Below are 21086 nucleotides of genomic sequence, written 5' to 3' on the forward strand. Positions count from 1 at the left end.
TCAGCGGGGGCGGCGGAAGGCGGTCAGGACGGGGGCCAGGCGGGTTCGCAGGCTGGCCAGGCCGCCGGGGAAGAAGTAGACGGCCAGGATGAAGACAGTGCCCAGGACGAACAGGGGCTGGCTCAGCGGGTGGCTGAGGAACGCCGGCAGGCTGTTCACCGCGTCGCTGCTGCCGAACGCGGTGAGCCGGTGGTCCAGGTACATGTAGAGGACGCCGCCCAGCACCGGCCCCCAGCGCGTACCGGGGCCGCCGAGCACCACCATGACCAGCAGCGACAGCGTCAGCTCCGACGAGGTGATGTGCGGGCTGGCACCGCCGACGATCAGTACGTAGACCACCCCACCCGCCGACGCGAGGCCACCGGCGAGCGTGAACGCGACGAGCTTGAACCGGTACGGGTCGAGCCCGAGCACCCCGATCCGCCGCTCGTCGTCGCGCAGGCCGGCCAGCACCCGCCCGGTCGGCGAGGCGCTGACCCGGTGCACGACCAGGACGACGATCGCCAGGTACGCCAGCGCCAGCCAGTAGAGGTTCACCGTGTTGGTGACACCGACGAGCGCCGCCGGCAGCCCGGAGACGTCGAGCGGCAACCCCTCCTCGCCGCCGGTGAGGCCACCGAAGTCACGGGCCACGAGGATCGCCCCGACCTGCGCGAACGCCAGCGTCACCATGGCGAACGCGATGCCCACGGTCCGCAGGGCGACCGCCCCGAGCAGCGCGGCGAGCGTCGTGCCGCCGATCACCGTGAGCACGGCGGCCTGCCACAACGGCAGCCCGGCCTTGGTAATCAGGATGTCGGTGCCGTACACGCCGGCGGCGAAGTAGAGGGCGTGGCCGAAGGAGAGCATCCCGGTACGCCCGAACAGCAGGTCGTAGCCGGCCGCGAGCCCGCCGAACACCAGGCAGATGGCGAGCAGTTGCAGCGTGCCCGGCGAGTTCAGCGGCCCCTCGAAGATCCCGGGCAGGTGCAGTGTGGAGTACGGCAGGATCGCCGCCACCACGAGCGCGACCAGCGGCAGGTACTGGCGCAGTCCGTGCCAGCGGGCGCGGCCGGGGGTCAGCTCGTCCGGCACCGCCGCCGGGGGTGCGGGCGCCTCGGCGCTCTTGACCTCGGTCATGCGTGAGCCACCTTTCCGGCCAGGCCCTGCGGACGCAGCAGCAGCACCACGGCGAGCAGGCCGACCACGCACAGGTCGCCCAGCCCGGACGTGCCGTAGTAGTTGACGAACTGTTGCAGCAGCCCCACCGCGACCGCCGCGTACGCGGACCCGACCACCGAGCCCATCCCGCCGATCACCACCACGATGAACGCGAAGATCAGCAGCGAGCCGCCCTGCCCCGGCGAGACGGTGCCGAAGTAGACGCCGCCGAGCGCGCCGGCCAGCGCGGCGGCGGCCCCGCCGATGGCGAAGACCAGCGTGAACGCCTTGCGCACGTCGATGCCGAGCGCTGTCACCATCTCCCGGTTCTCCACGCCGGCCCGGATGATCAGGCCGTACCGGGTCCAGCGCAGGAACGCCAGCAGCGCGCCGAGCACCACAGCGGCGGCGACGATCAGCAGCAGCCCGGCATTCGGCACCTGGGCGCCGAACACCCCTGTCACGCCGCGGCTCCAGTCCGGCCGCGGGAACGGACGCGGGTCCGCGCCCCAGGTGGCCTGGAGCAGCGCCACCCCGGCCAGCGACAGGCCGACGGTGACCAGCACCTGTTCGATGGTGCGGGAGTACAGCGGTCGGATCAGCACCAGCTCCACGAGCACCGCGACGAGCGACCCGGCCAGCACGCCGAAGACGACTGCGAGCACGAAGCCGAACCCGTCCGGCCCGGCGCCGGGCAGGTTGCCGGCCGCCCACCACGTCGCGTACGCGCCGACGCCGAGGAACAGCCCGTGCGCGAAGTTGAGCACGTCGGCGAGGCCGAAGACCAGGGAGAGGCCGGAGGCGACGAGGAAGTACAGCGCCGCCAGGCCGAGCCCGGTCAGCGTCAGCAGGACCACTGTGTTCATGCCGTGCCGCCTTTCGTTCGCGACTGCGGGGCTCGCAAACCCGGCTCACTCCTCGCGCTCACCGGCACCTCCGCCGAACCCACCCCGAGCAGCGACTTGGTCAGCGCCGTCTCCAGCAGCAACTCCTGGGCGTCGCCGGTCCAGGCGACCTTCCCGGCGGAGAGCACCACCGCGTCGGTCGCCAGCCGCCGTACCACCGCCAGGTTCTGCTCGACCAGCAGCACCGGCACGGATTCCGCCACCCGCTCCAGCACCTCGGTCACCTCGGTCACCACCTTCGGCGCCAACCCCTTCGTCGGCTCGTCGACCAGCAGCAGCCGGTTGTCGTTCAGCAGCACCCGGCCGATCGCGAGCATCTGCTGCTGCCCGCCGGACAGCGAGCCGGCCCGTTGCCGTCCGCGCCGCTCCAGCTCGGGGAAGAGAGCGAAGACCTTGTCGTACGCGGGCGCGACGCCCCGCCGTTCGGCCAGCCGCAGGTTCTCCGCCACGGTGAGCGCGGCGAAGACGCAGCGGTCCTCCGGCACGTAGCCGAGGCCGTCGCGGACCAGCCGGTGGGTCGGTCGGGCGAGCAGGCTGCGCGCCCCCATGCGTACGCTGCCGCGCACCTCGCCGCCGCGCGGCGTCAGCCCGACGATCGCGCGCAGCGTGGTGGTCTTGCCGACGCCGTTGCGTCCGAGCAGCACCGTGACGCCGGTCGGCGCGACCTCGAACGACACCCCCTGGAGGATGTGCAGTCCGGCGATCCGCACGGACAGGTCCGCCACGGACAGGACAGGTTCGGTCATTTAGAGCGCCTCCCCCAGGTACGCCTCCTGCACGGTGGCGTTCGCCATCACCGTGTCCGGGGTGTCGCACGCCAGCAGCGCGCCGTGGTGCATCACGGCGATCCGGTCGGCCAGCTCCAGGATCACGTCCATGTGGTGTTCCACCATGAGCACCGCCCGGCCACTGTCCCCGGTCAACGACTTGATCACGCTGACCAGCTCGGGCACGTCCTCGGCGCTCACCCCGGCCATCGGCTCGTCCAGCAGCATCACCCGGGGTTCACCGGCGAGCAGCAGGGCGATCTCCAGCTTGCGCTTCTCGCCGTGGGCCAGGGTGCCGGCCAGCGCCGTACCCCTGTGGTGCAGGCCGACCCGGTCGAGCGCCGCGTCGGCGGCGGCGGCCACCTCCCGGTCGGCCGCCGCCCGCCGCCACAGCTTCATCGAGCCACCCCGGTGTGCCTGTACGGCGAGCCGGACGTTCTCCCGCACGCTCAGCGAGCCGAAGACCGAGGACGCCTGGAAGGTACGCCCCAGGCCGAGCCGGGCACGCCGGTGCGGCGCAAGCGCGGTGATGTCCGCGCCGTCCAGCAGGACCGTGCCCTCGGTGGGCCGGCGCAGGCCGGTGATCAGGTTGAACAGGGAGGTCTTGCCGGCGCCGTTGGGCCCGATCACGCCGAGGAACTCCCCCGGCGCCAGATCGAGGTAGACGGAGTCGACGATGGCGACCTCACCGATCCGCCAGGTCAGACCGCGGGTGGCGAGCACGGGTCAGCCCTTCATCTGCGCGACCGGCGGCGCGCTCTCGTCACCGGTGAGCGACTTCTGCGCGGTCGCGGTGAAGGTGGTGCCGCTGCCGGAGAGCTTGGCCTGGTACATCGGCTGGAGCAGGGCGTGGTCCTCGGCGCGGATCTTCATGGTGCCCTTGACGCCCTCGAACTCCCAGCCCTCCAGCGCCTTGACCATCTTCTCCACGTCGTCGCCGCCCTCCTGCACGGCGCGGACGACCATCTGCGCGGCGGCGAACCCGTCCGGGTGGAACAGGTCGAGCGTGCCACCCGGCACCTTCGCCTTCGCGGCCTTCGCGGCCTCGGTGTCGCTGGCCCCGTCGAAGTAGTGCGACAGGAACGAGATCTTGCTGCCGGCAGCGCCGAACGTCGGCCACGAGGCGCGGATGTCCAGGCCGGTGACGACGGTGGTGGAGGCGAGGACGCCCTGCTGGTCCAGCGTCTGCCACATGGCGCCTGCGGTGGTGCCGGCCCAGGCGACGAAGAGCAGGTCCGGCTTGGCGGCCTTGATCTGGCTGGCGAACGGCGTGAACTCGGTGGCGCTGGCCGGGGCCCGGACGCTGCTCACGTTCGCGCCGGCACCGCCGATCACGGCCTTCACGGCGGCCTCGTTGGCGTCGCCGAACGCGCCGTCCTGCGCGAACACCACGACCTTCTTGCCGGCCGCGTCGCCGATGAACGACCGGGCGGTCACCACGTCCTGCCAGGACTGCCGGCCGGACCGGAACGTGTACTTGTTCGCGCCGGTCACCGCGTCCGTGGCGGCCGGGCCGGAGATGAACAGCACCTTGTTCTGCGCGGCGATCGGCGCCACCTGGAGCGCCACCCCGGAGGAGGTGGACCCGGCGATGATCTTCGTACCCTTGCCGATCAGGTCCTTCGCGGCGGACACGGCCTTGGCCGGGTCGCCCGCGTCGTCGGCCTCGGTCACCTCGATCGTGCGGTCACCGACCTTGCCGGTGCCCTTGGTGGCGAAGTCGAGGCCCGCCTTGAAACCCTCGATGTACTGCTTGCCGTAGCTGGCGAGCGGCCCGGACTGGGAGTAGACCAGACCGACCTTGACCGGGGCGGCGTCGCCGCCGCCGGATGCGGTGTCCTGCGGGCTGCCACAGGCCGTGGCGGCCAGAGCGACCGCCACCGAGGTGGCGGCGGTAAGGAACACCCGTCGCGTGTGCCGGATCGTCATTGCGACTCCAGGTGAGGACAGGGGGAATGTCAGTTGTCGGCTCACGCTAGAAGTGACGTCACCCACGGGCTATGTGGTCGGCGCACACAAGTGCCCGCGACGGGGTGGCCGCGCGTTACAACGCCGGACATCGCCACGTAACCGCACCGACCCGGGATGGCCGCATCCGCCACGCACGCCCCGCCGGGAATGTCGCCCCACGCCATCGCGCGACGGTCACCGCCCGCCGCAGTCCCCGTCGTGGTCGGCCGCCCGTGCGCATCGCCGGCCACCGTCGCGCAGCCGGTCGCACCAGACCCAGTGGCGTACGGACTGCTCGTCCTCCCGCGACACGGTCGTCCCGGCGCGCTCCACGTCGGCCAGGAACCCGAGTGCCCGGCAGATGGCCCGCGCGAACGCCCGCGCGCCGTCGAGGTCGGCCGAGAGCACCGGCAGGTGTACGACGAACCGCTCCCGGCTCACCGCTGCGTACCCGGCGTGAACCGGGACTGCCAGCTCTTGAGCGCCTGTTTGATGCGCGTGTTCTCCTCGGCGTAGCGGGACGCGTCGCGCCGGGCCAGCGCCAGGTCACCCGCCACCCGGTAGAGGAAGGCGTGCACCTCCGCCGGGTCGAGCCCGTGCCGCACGGTGCGGAACCGCCGCTCGCGGATCTGCCCGACGCTCAGCGGCCGGCACGACTCCGAGCGGTACCAGCCCTCGTTCGGCTGCCGCCCCTTGCCACGTCGCCGGGTCGGCTGAAACAGGTTGAGCACGTTGCGCACGCCGATCCTCCTCACCGAGCCGTGGAGGCGGCCCGCCCGCAGACAGGGGACGCGGGCGGGCCGCCGACCCCGAGACCGCAGCCCGTTCGGCGGTACGACCCCGGAGCCCAATCCGGGTCCGACTCCCGAGGTTTGCCGAACCAACCGGAGCCGGACGCGGGTCAGCCTACCCAAAATACCTGTGTAGGTCGAGCGTCCACATCGGGCTTTCTAGTTGTTGCAGTTACTGGTGTAGGCCCGGCATGATCGGAGGTGCCGAACCGACCGGAGTCCTCACCATGCCCACAGCTGAAGCGCCATATCGTCAGATCGCCAACGAACTCGCCGCAAAGATCAAGAGCGGCGAGTTGAAGCCCGGCGACAAGCTGCCCTCGACCCGTGAACTCGCCGAGGCTTACGGCGTCCACATGAACACGGCGTCCCGCGCCCTCTCACTGCTGCACGATCGCGAGCTGATCACCGGCCAGCCCGGCCGCGGCACGTACGTAGCCGAACCCCCGAGCTGATCAACTCCATTACGCCGAAGTGGCGGCATCATCGCGCCCGGAAGCAGCCACCTCCCCGAAGTGGCGCCCGCCCCGCACGACAAGCCCCGCCACCACCGCCCGCACCACCGCCACCGCCCTCGCGAGATCTTGGTATGGAATGGCCCTTGGAGGGGCCGTTTCGTACCAAGATCTCGGGGGCGGCCGAGCGCGACCGGAACCGGGGAAAGCGCGGACGGGGTGCCCGCCGGAACGGCGAGCACCCCGTTTCAGCGGAGCAGGGTCAGCGGCCGGCTCGGGCGGCCACCGCCGTGTCGGGGTGGTCGCTGAACACGCCGTCCAGGCCCAGGTCGAAGAACAGCTCGTACTCGGACGTGATGTCACCACGCGCGTTCGGGTCGGTGCCGATGCGGAAGTCCACCGGCAGGAACTGGTTCTCGGCCCGGAACGTCCACGCGTGCACCACCAGCTTCTGCCGGTGCGCGTCGCGGATCACCGAGGTCGGCGCGAGCAGCCGTCCGGCCGAGTCCCGGGGCACGATCAGGTTCTTGTTCAGGCCCACGCCGTCGGCGTACCGGGAGATCCAGGCCAGGCCCGCGGGCGTGGCCAGGTCCGCGTAGGTCCGCTTGTCGCCGCCCGCGACGAAGTCGTAGGGCGCGCCGGACGCGTCCATGAGCTGCACCAGCCGTACGTCGATCATCTTGTCGAGCTTGCGCAGGTTGGCGGTCTCGAAGCTCTGGACGAACACCGGGTCGTTCCGGTGGGTGAGCCGGTTGCGGCGCAGCACCGCCACCAGCGGCTCCTCCAGCGCGCGCCCGATCGACGCGAAGTAGGTCGGGTGCTTGGTCTCCGGGTAGACGCCGATGGTCCGGCCCCGGGCCTTCGACTCGGCCCGCGCCAGGTCGATGACCTCCTGGAACGTCGGGATCTCGAACCTGCCGTCGAACGCGGTGTTGGCGACCCGCACCTGCGGCAGCCGCTCCTTGGCCCGCAGCGTCTTCAGCTCGGCCAGCGTGAAGTCCTCGGTGAACCAGCCGGTGACGGTGACCCCGTCGATGGTCTTCGTCGCCTTGCGGGCGGCGAACTCGGGGCGGGCGGCCACGTCGGTCGTACCGGAGATCTCGTTCTCGTGCCGCGCGACCAGGACGCCGTCCCTGGTCGAGACGAGGTCCGGCTCGATGAAGTCGGCGCCCTGGCGGACGGCGAGCCGGTAGGCCTCCAGGGTGTGCTCCGGGCGGTAGCCGCTCGCGCCGCGGTGACCGATCACGATCGGCCGCTGGGGCGCGCGGGCCTGCTCGGCGCGGGTGTCCGGGCCGGCCTGGGCGGCCACTGCCGGCACCACCACAGCGGCCGCCGCGAGCAGCGCGCCGGCCACGCCGAGGGCGGAAAGGGTACGTCGCAACGCCGTCTCCTGTTCGTCGATGGGGTACGCACAGCAGACCGGGCGTGGTTGACCGCCAGTTGGTCGGTTCCTGACCTGCCGGTGAATCTCCGGACGGAAGATGACGGGATGCGCCGCCTGCTCCGGAAGCCCGTACGGCTGGTGCCGTTGGGGTTCCTGGCGGTGATCCTGGTCGGCACCGGCCTGCTCATGCTGCCCTGGGCCACCAGCGAGCAGCGGTACACCCCGTTCGTCACCGCGCTGTTCACGTCCACGTCGGCGGTGTCGGTGACCGGGATGGCGATCACCGACACGCCGAACTACTGGAACGGCTTCGGCCTCGTGATGATCACCGTGCTGACGCAGCTCGGCGGTCTGGGCATCCTGACCGGGGCGTCGCTGGTGATCCTGGCCGTCTCCCGTCAGCTCGGCCTGCGTAACCGGTTGCTCGTGCAGGCGGAGACCGCCGAGTTCGGCCTCGGCGACGTACGCCGGTTGCTGCTGCGCATCGCGGCCACCGTCTTCGTCACCGAGGCCCTGATGACGGCGGTGATCGCCGCGCGCCTGTTCCTGGCGTACGACTACCGGCCGGGCCGGGCGCTGTGGTCGGCGGTGTTCCACTCGGTCCAGGCGTTCAACAACGGCGGGTTCGCGCTCTACTCCGACGGTCTGGTCGCGTTCTCCCGGGACGGCTGGGTGGCGCTGCCGCTCAGCATCGGCGCGATCATCGGCGGGCTGGGTTTCCCGGCGCTGTTCGAGGCGGTACGCGAGTGGCGGCAGCCGGCGCGCTGGGCGGTCGCCACGAAGCTGACCGTCTGGGGCAGCGTGGTGCTTATCGTCTTCGGCGTCGCGTACCTGCTGCTGGTCGAGTGGGGCAACCCGTTCACGATCGGCACCTACGACGTGCAGGGCAAGCTGCTGGCGTCGTTCACCCAGATCGCGTTGAGCCGTACCGGCGGCTTCGACGTCGTGAACGTCGGGCGGCTCACCGACGAGAGCTACCCCATGCTGGTCGGCCTGATGTTCATCGGCGGCGGCAGCGCCAGCACCGCGGGCGGCATCAAGGTCTCCACGTTCTTCCTGCTCGGCTTCGCCATCTGGGCCGAGCTGCGGGGCGAGCCGGACACCACTGTCGGGCGACGACGGGTGGCGACGGCGAGCCAGCGGCAGGCGCTGACCGTGGCGCTGCTGAGCGTGGCGCTCGTTGCGGGCGGGACGGTCGCCCTGATCGCGCTGACCTCGCACATATCGTTCTCGGCCGCGTTGTTCGAGGTGACCTCCGCGTTCAGCACCACCGGCCTGACCGTCGGGGTGTCCGGGCAGCTCTCCCCGCCGGGCCAGTACGTGCTGACCGCGCTCATGTACATCGGCCGGGTCGGACCGCTCACCCTCGGCTCGGCCATCGCGTTGAACACCCGTCGACGGCTGTACCGCTACCCGGAGGAGCAACCCATTGTCGGCTAGACATCCGGAGGAGTCCGGCATCGTGGTGATCGGCCTGGGCCGGTTCGGCGCGCGCCTGGCGGAGTCCCTGTCCCGGCTCGGCTACGAGGTGCTGGCGGTCGACCACGACCCGAACCGGGTCCAGCACTGGTCGGCCGACCTCGACCGGGTGGTGCAGGCGGACAGCACCGAGGAGGTGGTGCTGCGCCAGCTCGGGCTGGCGGACTTCCGCCGGGTCGTGGTCGCGATCGGCGCGTCGCTGGAGGCGAGCGTGCTCACCGTACTGGCGCTGGCCGAGCTGGGGATCGAGCAGATCTGGGCGCGGGCCACCTCGGAGAAGCACGCGAAGATCCTGCACTCGGTGGGCGCGCACCACGTGGTCTTCCCCGAGGCGGAGACCGGCGAGCGGGTGGCGCATCTGATCGTCAGCCGGATGCTCGACTTCATCGAGTTCGACGACGAGTTCGCCATCGCCAAGATCAAGGTGCCGGCGCCGCTGGTCGGACGGTCGCTGCGCGACATCGCCCCGCAGGACCGGTACGGCGTGATGGTGGTGGGCGAGAAGCAGTCCGGGCAGCCGTTCCGCTACGCCGGGCCGGACACGGTGCTGACGGCGGACAGCGTGCTCATCGTGGAGGGCGGCATCTCCCAGGTGCAGCGCTTCTCCGCGCTGACCTGACCGGAGCCGTCGACCTGACCGTCAGCCCTTCTTCGGACCCTTGCCCTTGCCGTGCTCACCCCCCTTCGGCCGGTCTACTTTGCTTTTCCCTTCGGGCCCTCCTTGCCCTTGGGCGGCTTCGGCGCGGCCTTGGGCTTCGCCGGCTTGGCCTTCGCCGCCGGCCCGCTCTTGGTGGTGGTCTTCGCGGTGCTCTTGGTGGCCGGCTTGACCGGCGTCTTCACCGGCGGCGCGGTGGTCGGCGCCGAGCCGGCGATGCCGGAGACCTGCACGCCGCAGGTGCTGTCGCCGAGCGTGAACTCGACCGGCAGCGTGTTGCTCCCGGTGTAGCGACCGGCGAGCGTCAGCTTCGTCGACGCGCCGGGCGCCAGCGCCGGGTCCGTCGCCGGCGCGGCGATCGAGACGGTACGCCCCGCCTGACGCGCCGTGGGCTGGGACGTGGTGACGGTCTGCTTGCCGGGGAACGTGAAGTTCATGGTCCAGCCGCGCAGTTCCCGGTCGCTGGTGTTGGTGAGCGTCAGCTCGGCGGAGAACTCCTTGCCGGTGTCGCGGCGCAGCGAGTAGTCGACAGCGCAGGGGACCGCCTCGGGCAGGCTCATCCGCGCCTCGGTCGGCTCCACCCCGCCGCTGGCCGGGCTGCGCGACGTGAGACCCCACAGCGTGGCGGTCACCGCGACCAGTCCGACGGCGGCCACGCCGGCCTCCACCTTGCGCCGTCGCGCCACCGCCCGCCTCGTGCGGGTACGGACCGCCGAGAACGGCAGCGCGTCGGTCTCCGCCGACCACGGCAGGATCGTGGTTCCGGCGTTCTCGGCGAGCGCCGGGTCCATCCGGCCGAACGCCGGCGACACCGGCACGATCGCCGCGATACCGGCCGCCTCGGCGAGCGTACGGGCCACCTCGGTGGTGGCCGGGCGGTCCTCGGGGCGCTTGGCCAGGCACCGCTGCACCAGCGCGGCGACCGGCTCGGGCAGGCCCGGCACCGCGGGCATCGGGTCCGGGTCGCGGTACATGTGCGCGCGCAGCATCTGGGTGGTGGTGCTGGCCTGCCACGGCAGGCGGCCGGTCAGCATCCGGTAGAGCAGCAGCCCGACCGCGTACACGTCGGTGGCCGGCGAGACGTGGCCGTTGTCCAGCCGCTCCGGCGCAAGGTACGCGGGCGTGCCGAGCAGCGCGCCGTCGGGCCCCTTGTCGCTCTCCCCCACGAGCGCCGAGATGCCGAAGTCGACGACCTTCACCCCGGTCGGGGTCAGCATGACGTTGCCCGGCGTCACGTCCCGGTGCACCACGCCGCGGGCGTGCGCGGCGGCCAGCGCCGAGGCGACCTCCGCGCCGATGGTCATGGCCTCCCGCCAGGGAAGCTGCCCGTCGCGGCCGAGCCGCCCGCTGAGCGGACCGCCGTCGACCAGCTCCATGACCACGTACGGCACGGTCAGGCCGACCTGCACGGACTCGCCGTAGTCGTACACGTTGGTGATGTTGGGGTGGCACAGCCGCGCGGCGGCCTGCGCCTCCACCCGGATCCGGTGCCGGAACGCCTTGTCGCTGGCTAGCCGCGACGCCAGTACCTTGACCGCCACCTGCCGGCCCAGCACCTCGTCGTAGCCGCGCCAGACGACCGACATGCCGCCCGCACCCAGCTGCTCGACCAACCGGTATCGCTCGCCGAGCAGTTGCACGCCGTTCCTGACCGGTCCACCCATGGTCGGTCCTGTTGCCCGAAGTCGACCCCGGTACACCTCAGCGGTCGGAATCGGTCAGGAAAGTCACCCGTTCAGGCGGTCGCCAGCAGTTGGTCCACCGGCGCGTAGTCGTCGGTGAGCACCATCGCGTCGCCCACCCACCCGGTCACCGCCGCCTCGTCCATCAGCTCGGCCCGTTCGGGCAGCAGCTTCAGCCCGGGCGGGATCGCGGCGAGCGGCAGTGGCGCGTCCGAGGCGACGATCACGAAGTTGGCGCCCTGCTGCCCGTCGATCGCGCCGGGCGGTGCGATGAGCGCGACGTGCGCGAACTCGGCCTTCACGGTGGCCAGCTCGGCCCGGATGAACCGGCCCGGCGGGTAGTCGATGACGTTCTGCACGTAGATCCCGTCCGGGCGCAGTACCCGGCGGATGTCGGCGGCCATCTCCCGGGTGGCCAGGTGCCACGGCACCACGAGGTGGCCGAACGCGTCGCCCACGATGAAGTCGCGGCTGTCGGTCGGCTCGCCGCGCAGCAGTACCCGCGCGTCGCCCACCTCGGCACGCATCTGCGGGCCGGTACGCAGGCCCAGCTCCCGCCGGTCCAGCTCGACCAGCCCGCCGTCGAGTTCGAACACCAGGTTGTCGGTGCCGGGCCGGGTCGCGGCCAGGTAGTGCGGCACGGTGAAGCCGCCGCCGCCCAGGTGCAGCGCGTCCATCGGCTGCTTCGCCGGCCGCGCCACGTCCGCGACCAGGCCGATCCACTGGGTGTACGCGTACTTGAGGTGGTTCGGCTCGTTCAGGTCGACGTACGAGTGCTCGGCCGAGTTGAGGTAGAGCGTGCGCCCCTGCGGCCACGACGGATCCACCTCGACGCGCGCGCAGTGGTACGCGGTCTCCACGTCGCACGGGTTCGGCGCCGCGGCGGTGAGCCCGGCGGCGGCGAGGCCGAGCAGCGCCAGCGCGGCCTTGACCCGGCCCGGCGCGGACAGCCCGCTGGGTCCGGCCTGCCGGCGCAGCCAGAAGCCGAGCGCCAGCCCGGTCACGCCGAGCACGGCGGCCAGCCCCAGCACGATGACGGTGCTGGACAGCGCGGCCACCAGCACGAAGCCGGTGCCGAGCGTGGCGGTGATGCCGCCGAGCGTGCCGATGCCGGACAGCTTGCCCACCACCTGCCCGGTCCGGCGCAGGTCGGCGAGCTGGAGCTTCACCACGAGCGGGGTGATCCCGGCCAGCAGCGCGGCGGGCAGCAGGACGGTGAGCGCGGTCAGCAGGAGCACCGCGCTGGCCGCGCCGCCGCGCAGCACCTCGCCGGCGTACCGGACGATCGGCAGCGTGACGGCGGTGGCGATGCCGGCCAGCACCAGCGCCGGGGCGAGCAGGGTGCGCGGGTCACGCCGGTCGGCGAGCCACCCACCGAACCACGCCCCGTACGCGATGGCGGCCAGCGCCATGCCGATGACCGAGCTGGTCACCTGGAGGGTCACCCCGACGTACGGGCCGACCAGGCGCAACGACACGGTCTCCAGCACCAGCACGGCCCCGCTGGAGAGGAAGACGAGGAACGCGGCGAGCCCGTTGGGCAGGGCCCGGGGCGGAACCGGGGCGCCGGCCGCCGGTTCCGCGATGACGTCGGACGATGTGCTGCTCACCGTGGCGATGCTACGCAGCGCTCGCGGCGGAACGGGTCAATACATCGAGATGTGAACATGGTTTGTGTGGTCCGCCGCCGGGCTGCCGCCGCCGCTGTACGCGCGCCAGCCGGTGTTCGGCATCCAGATCTGCCGATACCAGATGACGTACATGATGCCGAGGCGGTTCGCGTTGTTCTTCGCCCAGGCGGCGAGGCTGTCGCCGTACGCCTTGTCGCCGCCGGTGGCGGTCTTGTCCTCGAACCCGCCGCTGGCGGCGGAGAAGTCGCAGGCCCGGCCCTTGGGGTGCTCGCCGCCGCCACCGCTGCGGTGACACGAGGCGTAGCGCTTGTAACCGGCCCCCTTGGCCTGCTGGAGCATGTGCAGCGTGCGCGGCGTGATGCAGCCGGACGCGGGCGTCGGGTCGTCCACCGAGCAGGACTCCGACGGCCACGAGCCGTCCGAGTTGCGCGGCGCGGGCTTCGCCGACGAGGACGTGCCGTTGAACCCGGACCCGGCGCCGGAGCTGACCTTCGCCAGCGCCACCTCGGCGTCCTTCTTCTTGCGGGCCTGCACCGCGACCTGCTTGGCCTGCTCACGCACCTCGGCGTCGATGGCGAGCTTCGCCTCGGCCGCCTGCGCCTTCGCGTCGGCCAGTTCCCGCAGCCGCTTGCTGTCCCGCTGGGCCATCACGTCCAGCTCGGCCGCGCGCTTGAGGAAGTCGTTCGGGTCGGCGCTGGCCAGCAGCATCGACGTCGCGGTCAGCCGGCCCATCCGGTACGACTGCGCGGCGACCTCACCGGCCTGCGCGCTGAGCCCGACGAGGCGTACCTCGATGTCGCTGAGCTGGGCGGCGAGCGCCTTCTGCCGGCGCTTGGAGTTCTCCAGCTTGTTCTGGGCCTCGATGTGGCCCTTCGCCGCCGCCTCCAACGCGGCCCGCAGCTGCTTGCTGCCGCCCTCGTTCGGGGCGTTCGGGCTGGGTACGGCGGCGGCCGGCCCGGCGGCCACGCCGGAGCCGAGCAGCACGGCCATCGCGGCGAGCGCGGCGAGCAGCGACCGCCGGGCGCGCCGGCCGGTAGGGCTGGTCCTGGGCACGTGATGGTCCTTCCGTCGACCGCCGGCCCCCGCACACCGAGCGGCGTCTCCGCCGGCGCCGGACGGCGGCCTGCTGGCGGAGACCGCCGGTCACGATACCGGACCACGCGCGACACGCCAGGCCGGCGACCGCGTAGGGCGTCCGACGTCGACGCAGCGTGCCGTGCCCGTCGCGCAGCGCCGCTCAACCGCCCAGCAGGGCGGCGCTCACCTCGTCCCAGATCTCCGGGCTGGCCGCGACGAGCAGCCCCCGGCCCTCGTCGGCCGGGTGGTAGTCGGTGCCGTCGAACCGGCGGGCAACGCCACCGGCCTCGCGCACCAGCAACGCGCCGGGTGTGTGGTCCCACGGCAGGGTGCGCCAGAACAGCACGAACTGCTGCGTGCCGGTGAGCACGTCCAGGTACTCCCGGCCGGCGCAGTGCTGGCCGGGCAGCAGCTCACCGATGCGGCGCCCGCCCTCCTCCACCCGGCGGCGGAAGTCCGGCGGCAGGAACTTCGTCGCCGCGGTGCCGCGCAGCGCGCCCACCCGCGGCTCGGCCTGCGGCGTACTCAGCGACGCGCCGTCCAGCTCGGTGCCGGCGCCGAGCCGGCCCGCCGCCATCGTGCCGTCGAGCGGGTCGTACACCCAGGAGGCCACCGGTACGCCGTCGGTGAGCAGCGCCGCCATCAGCGCGAACGGCCGGCGGCCGGCGGCGAAGTTGGAGGTGCCGTCGACCGGGTCGACGAGCCACACGTCGCCGCTGCCGCGCAGGTGCCGCAGCAGGTCCGGGTCGTCGGCGACGGCCTCCTCGCCGACCACCACCGAGCCGGGACGCAGCCGCCGCAGCCCTTCGGAGATCAGCGCCTCGGCCTCGCGGTCGGCGACGGTGACCACCTCGCCCGGTGCCTTCTCGGAGATGTCGGACGCGTCGAGCCGGCGGAACAACGGCACGACGACCTTGGCCGCCGCCTCCTTCAGCAGCGCGCCGACGTCGTCCAGCAGCGGGTCAGCCACGCGGCGGCAGCTTGACCACGCTGACGAAGAACTCGTCGATCTGGCGGACCACCGAGATGAAGCGCTCGAAGTCAACCGGCTTGGTCACGTAGGCGTTGGCGTGCAGTTGGTAGCTGCGCAGGATGTCCTCGTCGGCCTGCGAGGTGGTGAGCACCACGACCGGGATCCGGCGCAGTTCCTCGTCCTTCTTGATCTCCTCCAGCACCTCCCGGCCGTCCCGGCGGGGCAGGTTCAGGTCGAGCAGGATCAGGTCGGGCGTCACCGCGTCCGCGTACTGGCCCTCGCGGCGCAGGTAGGCGAGCGCCTCGGCGCCGTCGGAGACGACGGTGAGGCGGTTGCGGAGCTTGTGCTCCTCGAACGCCTCCTGGGTCATCAGCACGTCGCCGGGGTCGTCCTCGACGAGCAGGACCTCGATCGGGCTCTTGCCGTCCGCGGGCGCGGTCATCCCACCGTCTCCTTCATGCCACCGTTTGTACCGTGTCGGTCCGCCTCCGCGGGCGGCTCTTCGCGTGCCTCGCCGTCCGGCTGCCGCCCGACGTCCGCCGGGTCACCGTCGGCGCCCTCAGCGGCCGGCGCCTCGGCCGGCTCCGCGGCGTCCTCCGCGTCCGTCGTGTCGTCGTCCGCCGCGGCCTCCGCCGCCTTGGCGGCCTCGATGTCGGCCTCCAGCGCGGGCAGCGTGAACCGGATCGTGGTGCCCTCGTCGGCGTCGGTGTCCACCCAGACCCGGCCGCCGTGATACTCCACGATCTTCTTGACGATGGCCAGTCCGATGCCGGTGCCCGGGTACGCGTCCTTCGAGTGCAGCCGCTGGAAGATCACGAAGATCTTGTCGGCGAACTCCGGTTCGATCCCGATCCCGTTGTCCCGGCAGCTGATCTCCCACTCGCCGTCCACCAGCCGCGCCGACACGTGCACCTTCGGCGGCACGTCGGGCCGGCGGAACTTCACCGAGTTGCTGACCAGGTTGACCAGCAGGTTGGTCAGCAGCGGCTCCTCGCCGCGGATGGTGGGCATCTCGCCCCAGGTCAGCTCCGCGTCGGAGTACTGCAACGCCGCCTCGGTCTGCCCCGCCACGTCGCCCATCACCTTGTTCAGGTCGACCTCGGTGAAACCGGTGGTCAACCGCCCGATCCGGGAGAACGCCAGCAGGTCGTTGATCAGCCGCTGCATGCGCTGCGCGCCGTCGACCGCGAAGGCGATGTACTGGTCGGCCCGCTCGTCGAGCTGCCCGGCGTACCGCCGCTGCAGGAGCTGGCAGAAGCTCGCCACCTTGCGCAGCGGCTCCTGGAGGTCGTGCGAGGCGACGTACGCGAACTGCTCCAGGTCACGGTTGGACCGGGTCAGCTCCTCGGCCTGCTTCTGCAACTGGCTGTTGACCCACTCGATGCGCTCCCGGGCCTCGCGTACCTCGTCCAGCTCCCGGGCGATCTTCATCCGCATCTGGTCGATGTCGTCGGCGAGCCGGCGGAACTCCGGCGGCCCGGACCCCTCGATGCGGTGCCGGTAGTCGCCGTCGGCCACCTCACGCACCTGACCGACCAGGTCGGCCAGCGGGCGGATCAGGATCCGGTCCAGCGAGAGCAGCATGACCACGCCGGCCGTCGTCACCACCAGCGCGGCGATGATCAGCAGTACGACGAGCGTGTTGCTCGTCGCGTTGACCCGGTCGGCGGTCTCCTGCCGGACCGTGAGGATCTCCTCCTGAAGTGTGTTCACCGCCGTGCGGATGCCGTCGAACTGCTGGCGGGTCGCGTCGGTGATCAGCGCCTGGCCGGCCTCCGGGCCGTCCCGCTCGACGGTGGTGATGACCGGCTCGGCCACCTGGGTCCGCCACTGCGCGGTCTCCTGCTCCACCACGACCAGCGACCGGCGCACGTCCGGGTAGTCGGCGGAGAGGTCGCGGATCGAGGCGACCAGGCTCTGCTCGCGCCGCACGCCCTCCTGGTAGGGCTCCAGGTCGCTGCGGTCACCGTTCACCGCGTACCCGCGCACCGAGGTCTCCTGGTCGAGCAGGACGCTCATCAGCTCCTGCGCCTGGACACGCAGCGGACCGGTCTTGAGCAGCACCGCGTCGATGTTCTGCCGGTTCTTCGCGGCGACCGCCGCCTCCGCGGCGGCCAGGCCGAGCAGCAGCACCACCACCACGCCGAGCAGCGCGGCCACCCGCCGCCGCAGGGTCCAACCCTGCTGGTACGCCTTCACAGGTTCTTCTCCGTTCGGCACTGCGGGACTTGCCGGACCGGTTCGCTGTTCGCTCACCGGCCGGTGCCCCGGGTCACCAGCAACATCGCCACGTCGTCGGCCAACGGACCACCGTTGATCTGCTCGGCCCGCCCGACCAGCCACGCGGGCAGTTCGGACAGCGGCACCGCCCGGTTCGCCGGTTCGGCGAGCAGCCCGGTCAGGCCCGGCACGTCGAGGCGTTCGTCCCCGCCGTCCACCCGGCCCTCGATGAGGCCGTCGGTGTACATCAGCAGGGACCAGTCGTCGGTGTCGAACTCCAGGTCGAAGGCGACCGGGCGGCGCGGGCGTACGCCCAGCAGCAACCCGCCCTTGGCCGGCACCGGCGCGACCTTGCCGCCGCTGAGCAGCAGCGGCGGCGGGTGACCGGCGAGGCGTACGGTGGCCCGCGCCGACGCCAGGTCGAGCCGGGTGGTGGCCACCGTCGCGAAGATCTCCTGGAGGCGGCGCTCACTCATCAGCACCTGCTCCAGCGCGGGCAGCACCTCGTCGTCCGGCACCCCGGCCAGCACCAGCGCCCGCCAGGCCACGCGCAGTTCGACGCCGAGCGCGGCCTCGTCCACGCCGTGCCCGCAGACGTCGCCGACGATCAGGTCGATCCGGTCCGGCTGGGTCTGCACCACGTCGTAGAAGTCGCCGCCGATCAGCGCGGCGTGCCGGCCGGGCCGGTAGAACGTGTGCACCGACACCTCGTCGGTGGTCATCAGCGGCTGCGGCAGCAGGCCACGCTCCAGGCGGGCGGACTCGGCCTGGCGCAGCTCCACCTCGCGCAGCCGGCGGGCGTTCTCGTCGGCCCGCTTGCGCTCGACCGCGTACCGCAGCGCCCGGGTCAGCAGGACGCCGTCGACCTGGCCCTTGACCAGGTAGTCCTGCGCCCCCTCGGCGACCGCGACGATGCCCAGGTGCTCGTCCGAGCGGCCGGTCAGCACGCAGACCGCGGCGCCGCTGGCCATCTCCAGCACCCGGCGCAGCCCGTCCAGGCCCTGCGCGTCGGGCAGGCCCAGGTCGAGCAGGACGCAGTCCACGCCCATCACCCGCTGCCGGGCCTCGCTGAGGCTCGTGGCGACCAGCAGGTCGATCATCGAGTTGGTCTCGGCGAGCAGCTCGCCGACCAGGAAGGCGTCGCCCTCGTCGTCCTCGACCAGCAGCACCCGCAGCCGCTCGCCCGGCGGGACGCCGCCGTGCAGCCCCGCCCCGGCCGACGGCACGTAGACGGCACCCGACGCGCCGGAACCCCGCTGCGGTCGGGTAACCGCCGCGAGTCGCGGGAGTTCGCTGGTGATGTCGGGCTCCTTCCGAATGCCCTGCTGATCCTGACTCAGACAACAGTCGCACACCGCGCGACCGTCGCCGGTGCGGCGGAGCGTGTGACACGTCCATCCGGACAGCGGCACGGTCGACCCACGATGTTACGCCGGGAGCGCTGTCACGCCCGCAGCGCACCGACCGGGGACTGCCGCCGCAGGCCCCGGGGGTGCAGGATGATCCCCACCCCGTAGATCCACCCCGAGGAGTCCCCCGTGGGCGTACCCCCCACCCGCCCCGCCGACCGCGCGTTCGCCAGACCCCGCCGGAGGCCGATCGCCGCCGTCGCCGCGACTGTGGCGTTGCTCGCCGTCGGGGCGGGCGTCCTGGTCGGCCTCTCCACCCCGGCGCCGCGTCCGGCGGACGCGCCCGAGGGCGAGTTCAGCGCCGGCCGGGCGTTCCGGAACGTCGAGGTGATCGCCGCCGAGCCGCACGTGGCCGGCAGCGCCGCCAACGACCGGGTACGCGAACACCTGGTGGGCACGCTGCGCGGGCTGGGCCTTCAGACCGAGGTGCAGGACGCGGTCGCGCCCGAGGCCGGGCAACTGTCCGGCGCGGCGGGCGGGGCGACGCTGGCCCGGGTCCGCAACGTGGTGGCCCGGCTCCCCGGCACCGACCCGACCGGGAAGGTGTTCCTGGTCTCCCACTACGACTCGGTGCAGACCGGGCCGGGCGGCAACGACGACGCCGCCGGCACCTCCGCGATCCTGGAGGTGGCCCGGGCGCTGAGCACCGGCCCGCGCCCCCGCAACGACATCGTCTTCGTGCTGACCGACGCGGAGGAGGCGTGCCTGTGCGGGGCCGCCGGATTCGCCGCCGACCACCCGCTCGCGCGCGACGGCGGGGTGGTGCTCAACCTGGAGGCGCGCGGCTCCACCGGTCCGGTGATCATGTTCGAGACGTCCCGGAACAACGCGAAGCTCGTGGAGATCTTCGGCAGGGCCGCGCCGCACCCGGTGGGCACCTCGTTCGCGGTGGAGATCTACCGGGCGCTGCCGAACGACACCGACTTCACCGCGTTCCTCGACCGCAGGTTCGTGGGCCTCAACTCCGCGTACATCGACGGCGGCGCGATCTACCACACCCCGCTGGACGTGCCGGCCCGGATGGACCGGGGCAGCCTCCAGATGCACGGTGACAACGCGCTCGGCCTGGCCCGCGAGTTCGGCCGCACCGACCTGGGCGACCTGCGTGCCGGTCACGACGACACCTACTTCCCCGTGCTCGGCGGCCTGGTCCGCTACCCCGGCTGGCTGACCCTGCCGCTCGCCGTGGCCGCGCTGCTCGCCGTCGGCGCGCTCGGCTGGCTCCTGCGCCGCCGCGGCCGGGCCACCGCCGGCACGCTCGCCGCCGGCTTCGGCCTCACCCTGGCCCCCGTCGTCGTGGCCCCGCTCGGCGCGTGGCTGCTCTGGACCGCGATCACCACGATCCGGCCCGGATACGCCGAACTGCTCGACCCGTACCGCCCGGTCTGGTACCGGCTCGCCGTGGTGGCGCTCTCCGCCGCGGTGCTGTTCTGCTGGTACGCGCTGCTGCGCCGCCGGGTCGGCCCGGCCGCGCTGGCGTTCGGCGGGCTGGCCTGGCTGGCCGTGTTCGGTGTGCTGCTCGCCGTGGCGGTGCCCGGCGGGGCGTACCTGACGACACTGCCGGCGCTGGCCGGCGCGCTCGCCGGGTTCGCGGCGCTCGCCACCCGGCGCGACGGCCCGTGGCCGGTGGTCGCGGTGACGCTCGCCGCCGCGGTGGCGGTGGTGATCCTGCTGCCTCCGGTGGTGCTGCTGTTCCCGGCGCTCGGCATGGGCATGGGCGCGGTAGCCGCGCTCGTCGCGGTGCTGCTCGGCCTCGCCGTACTCCCGGTGGTGGACCTGCTGCACCCCCGGGCCGGCGGCCAGCGCGGTCTGCTGGCGCTGCGCGCACGCCGGCTCGGCGCGCTGCCCGCCGCGGCCGCCGCGCTGGCCGCGGTGGTGCTCGCCGGGGTCGGCCTCGCGGTGGACCGCTTCGACGCCGCGCATCCCGTGCCGACCCATTTGATGTACGCGCTGGACGCGGGCACCGGGAAGGCCGCGTGGCTCACTCGCGAGGAGAAGCCGCAGCCCTGGACCGACGGCTACGTCGACGGCACGGTCTCGATCGCCGACGACTTCCCCGGGCTGGGCACCACCGAGCTGCGCGGCGGACCGGCCACCGCGGCGCCCCTGCCCGCCCCGAAGCTGGACCTGCTCTCCGACAGCCGCTCGGGCGACCAGCGCGTGCTGCGGGTACGGGTGGTGCCGCAGCGGCAGGTACGCCTGCTCACGCTGCACGTCGACACCAGCACCGCCACGGTGCGGTCCGCCACCGTGGCCGGGCGGAACGTGCCGGTCGAGCCGGGCGACGGGAAGTGGGGATTCGGGGTCGTGTTCCACGCCCCGCCGCCGGAAGGCGTCGAGGTGACGCTGACGCTCGTGCCGCGCGGCGGTGCGGTGTCGGTGCGGGCCATGGACGCCAGTGACGGACTGTCCGGGGTGCCCGGGTTCCGGCCCCGGCCGGAGGGCGTGGGCGTGGTCGGCTCGCACAGCTCGGAGATGCTGGCGGTGGCGCGCACGTACCCGCTCTGACCGCCGCTTGATCGACACCACCTCGCCGGAGTGGCGGTATCCCGGCTCGCGGATACCGCC

Annotated in this window: 19 protein-coding genes; 4 read left to right on the top strand and 15 right to left on the bottom strand. The window is 72.6% G+C overall.

All coding sequences use genetic code 11. The features are described from left to right. From ACN27D_RS10455 to ACN27D_RS10485, 7 genes are all read right to left on the bottom strand, one after another. Positions 1–1119, bottom strand: a complete 1119-nt coding sequence (locus ACN27D_RS10455) for a branched-chain amino acid ABC transporter permease (protein ID WP_421499006.1) — start codon at positions 1117–1119, stop codon at positions 1–3. Continuing rightward, complete coding sequence (locus ACN27D_RS10460) at positions 1116–2006, bottom strand: branched-chain amino acid ABC transporter permease (RefSeq protein WP_120573027.1); 891 nt, start codon at positions 2004–2006, stop codon at positions 1116–1118. Before ACN27D_RS10460 ends, ACN27D_RS10455 begins: the two co-directional genes overlap by 4 nt. After that, the gene (locus tag ACN27D_RS10465) at positions 2003–2791 is read right to left on the bottom strand and encodes an ABC transporter ATP-binding protein (protein ID WP_421499007.1); all 789 of its coding nucleotides are present in this window, start codon (positions 2789–2791) and stop codon (positions 2003–2005) included. The genes ACN27D_RS10460 and ACN27D_RS10465 overlap by 4 nt, the downstream gene beginning before the upstream one ends. Further along, positions 2792–3535, bottom strand: coding sequence for an ABC transporter ATP-binding protein (locus ACN27D_RS10470; protein WP_357479504.1), 744 nt, complete (start codon positions 3533–3535; stop codon positions 2792–2794). Between the two features lie 3 nt (positions 3536–3538). Next, positions 3539–4741 carry a substrate-binding domain-containing protein gene (locus ACN27D_RS10475; RefSeq protein ID WP_421499008.1) on the bottom strand — a complete coding sequence of 401 codons (1203 nt, stop codon included), beginning with the start codon at positions 4739–4741 and terminating at the stop codon, positions 3539–3541. Positions 4742–4957: 216 nt separating this feature from the next. Then, positions 4958–5203 carry a hypothetical protein gene (locus ACN27D_RS10480; RefSeq protein ID WP_421499009.1) on the bottom strand — a complete coding sequence of 82 codons (246 nt, stop codon included), beginning with the start codon at positions 5201–5203 and terminating at the stop codon, positions 4958–4960. Next, positions 5200–5502, bottom strand: a complete 303-nt coding sequence (locus ACN27D_RS10485) for a DivIVA domain-containing protein (protein ID WP_421499010.1) — start codon at positions 5500–5502, stop codon at positions 5200–5202. The genes ACN27D_RS10480 and ACN27D_RS10485 overlap by 4 nt, the downstream gene beginning before the upstream one ends. A 242-nt stretch (positions 5503–5744) precedes the next feature. On the opposite strand from ACN27D_RS10485, the gene ACN27D_RS10490 reads away from it, so the two are divergent. Beyond that, entirely contained in the window at positions 5745–6008 is a 264-nt protein-coding gene (locus ACN27D_RS10490; protein ID WP_412098928.1) for a GntR family transcriptional regulator, read from the top strand. 262 nt (positions 6009–6270) lie between these two features. On the opposite strand, the gene ACN27D_RS10495 is transcribed toward ACN27D_RS10490, so the two are convergent. Further along, positions 6271–7389 (bottom strand): glycerophosphodiester phosphodiesterase, encoded by a 1119-nt coding sequence (locus tag ACN27D_RS10495; protein WP_421499011.1) that lies wholly within the window; start codon positions 7387–7389, stop codon positions 6271–6273. 108 nt (positions 7390–7497) lie between these two features. Here ACN27D_RS10495 and ACN27D_RS10500 point away from each other — a divergent pair, with 108 nt between their 5' ends. After that, positions 7498–8832, top strand: a complete 1335-nt coding sequence (locus ACN27D_RS10500; RefSeq protein ID WP_421499012.1) for a TrkH family potassium uptake protein — start codon at positions 7498–7500, stop codon at positions 8830–8832. Further along, on the top strand, positions 8822–9490 hold the full coding sequence (locus tag ACN27D_RS10505; RefSeq protein ID WP_421499013.1) for a potassium channel family protein: 669 nt from the start codon (positions 8822–8824) through the stop codon (positions 9488–9490). The genes ACN27D_RS10500 and ACN27D_RS10505 overlap by 11 nt, the downstream gene beginning before the upstream one ends. Before the next feature lie 74 nt (positions 9491–9564). Here ACN27D_RS10505 and ACN27D_RS10510 read toward each other — a convergent pair whose 3' ends face one another. The 7 genes from ACN27D_RS10510 to ACN27D_RS10540 all read right to left on the bottom strand — a co-directional run bounded on the left by ACN27D_RS10510 (position 9565) and on the right by ACN27D_RS10540 (position 18335). Continuing rightward, complete coding sequence (locus ACN27D_RS10510) at positions 9565–11190, bottom strand: serine/threonine-protein kinase (RefSeq protein ID WP_421499014.1); 1626 nt, start codon at positions 11188–11190, stop codon at positions 9565–9567. A gap of 71 nt (positions 11191–11261) precedes the next feature. Continuing rightward, complete coding sequence (locus ACN27D_RS10515; protein ID WP_121686246.1) at positions 11262–12818, bottom strand: fused MFS/spermidine synthase; 1557 nt, start codon at positions 12816–12818, stop codon at positions 11262–11264. Positions 12819–12854: 36 nt separating this feature from the next. Beyond that, complete coding sequence (locus tag ACN27D_RS10520) at positions 12855–13829, bottom strand: hypothetical protein (RefSeq protein ID WP_252449657.1); 975 nt, start codon at positions 13827–13829, stop codon at positions 12855–12857. 247 nt (positions 13830–14076) lie between these two features. After that, positions 14077–14886, bottom strand: a complete 810-nt coding sequence (locus tag ACN27D_RS10525) for an inositol monophosphatase family protein (protein WP_121686248.1) — start codon at positions 14884–14886, stop codon at positions 14077–14079. Beyond that, positions 14879–15331, bottom strand: coding sequence for a response regulator (locus tag ACN27D_RS10530; RefSeq protein WP_091569521.1), 453 nt, complete (start codon positions 15329–15331; stop codon positions 14879–14881). The genes ACN27D_RS10525 and ACN27D_RS10530 overlap by 8 nt, the downstream gene beginning before the upstream one ends. Beyond that, complete coding sequence (locus tag ACN27D_RS10535) at positions 15328–17088, bottom strand: sensor histidine kinase (protein ID WP_358177513.1); 1761 nt, start codon at positions 17086–17088, stop codon at positions 15328–15330. Before ACN27D_RS10535 ends, ACN27D_RS10530 begins: the two co-directional genes overlap by 4 nt. 53 nt (positions 17089–17141) lie before the next feature. Further along, positions 17142–18335 carry a PP2C family protein-serine/threonine phosphatase gene (locus tag ACN27D_RS10540; RefSeq protein ID WP_358177516.1) on the bottom strand — a complete coding sequence of 398 codons (1194 nt, stop codon included), beginning with the start codon at positions 18333–18335 and terminating at the stop codon, positions 17142–17144. Positions 18336–18647: 312 nt separating this feature from the next. On the opposite strand from ACN27D_RS10540, the gene ACN27D_RS10545 reads away from it, so the two are divergent. Then, the gene (locus ACN27D_RS10545; protein ID WP_421499015.1) at positions 18648–21026 is read left to right on the top strand and encodes a M28 family peptidase; all 2379 of its coding nucleotides are present in this window, start codon (positions 18648–18650) and stop codon (positions 21024–21026) included. Positions 21027–21086 lie beyond the last annotated feature (60 nt).

Source organism: Micromonospora sp. WMMD1274 (assembly GCF_049179035.1).
Classification (GTDB): Bacteria; Actinomycetota; Actinomycetes; order Mycobacteriales; family Micromonosporaceae; genus Micromonospora; species Micromonospora tulbaghiae.

Bases quoted from the DNA above. Each gene is read 5' to 3' on its own strand.
- ACN27D_RS10455 (WP_421499006.1), bottom strand. From the start codon at position 1,119: ATGACCGAGGTCAAGAGCGCCGAGGCGCCCGCACCCCCGGCGGCGGTG.
- ACN27D_RS10460 (WP_120573027.1), bottom strand. From the start codon at position 2,006: ATGAACACAGTGGTCCTGCTGACGCTGACCGGGCTCGGCCTGGCGGCG.
- ACN27D_RS10465 (WP_421499007.1), bottom strand. From the start codon at position 2,791: ATGACCGAACCTGTCCTGTCCGTGGCGGACCTGTCCGTGCGGATCGCC.
- ACN27D_RS10475 (WP_421499008.1), bottom strand. From the start codon at position 4,741: ATGACGATCCGGCACACGCGACGGGTGTTCCTTACCGCCGCCACCTCG.
- ACN27D_RS10490 (WP_412098928.1), top strand. From the start codon at position 5,745: ATGATCGGAGGTGCCGAACCGACCGGAGTCCTCACCATGCCCACAGCT.
- ACN27D_RS10500 (WP_421499012.1), top strand. From the start codon at position 7,498: ATGCGCCGCCTGCTCCGGAAGCCCGTACGGCTGGTGCCGTTGGGGTTC.
- ACN27D_RS10510 (WP_421499014.1), bottom strand. From the start codon at position 11,190: ATGGGTGGACCGGTCAGGAACGGCGTGCAACTGCTCGGCGAGCGATAC.
- ACN27D_RS10520 (WP_252449657.1), bottom strand. From the start codon at position 13,829: ATGGCCGTGCTGCTCGGCTCCGGCGTGGCCGCCGGGCCGGCCGCCGCC.
- ACN27D_RS10530 (WP_091569521.1), bottom strand. From the start codon at position 15,331: ATGACCGCGCCCGCGGACGGCAAGAGCCCGATCGAGGTCCTGCTCGTC.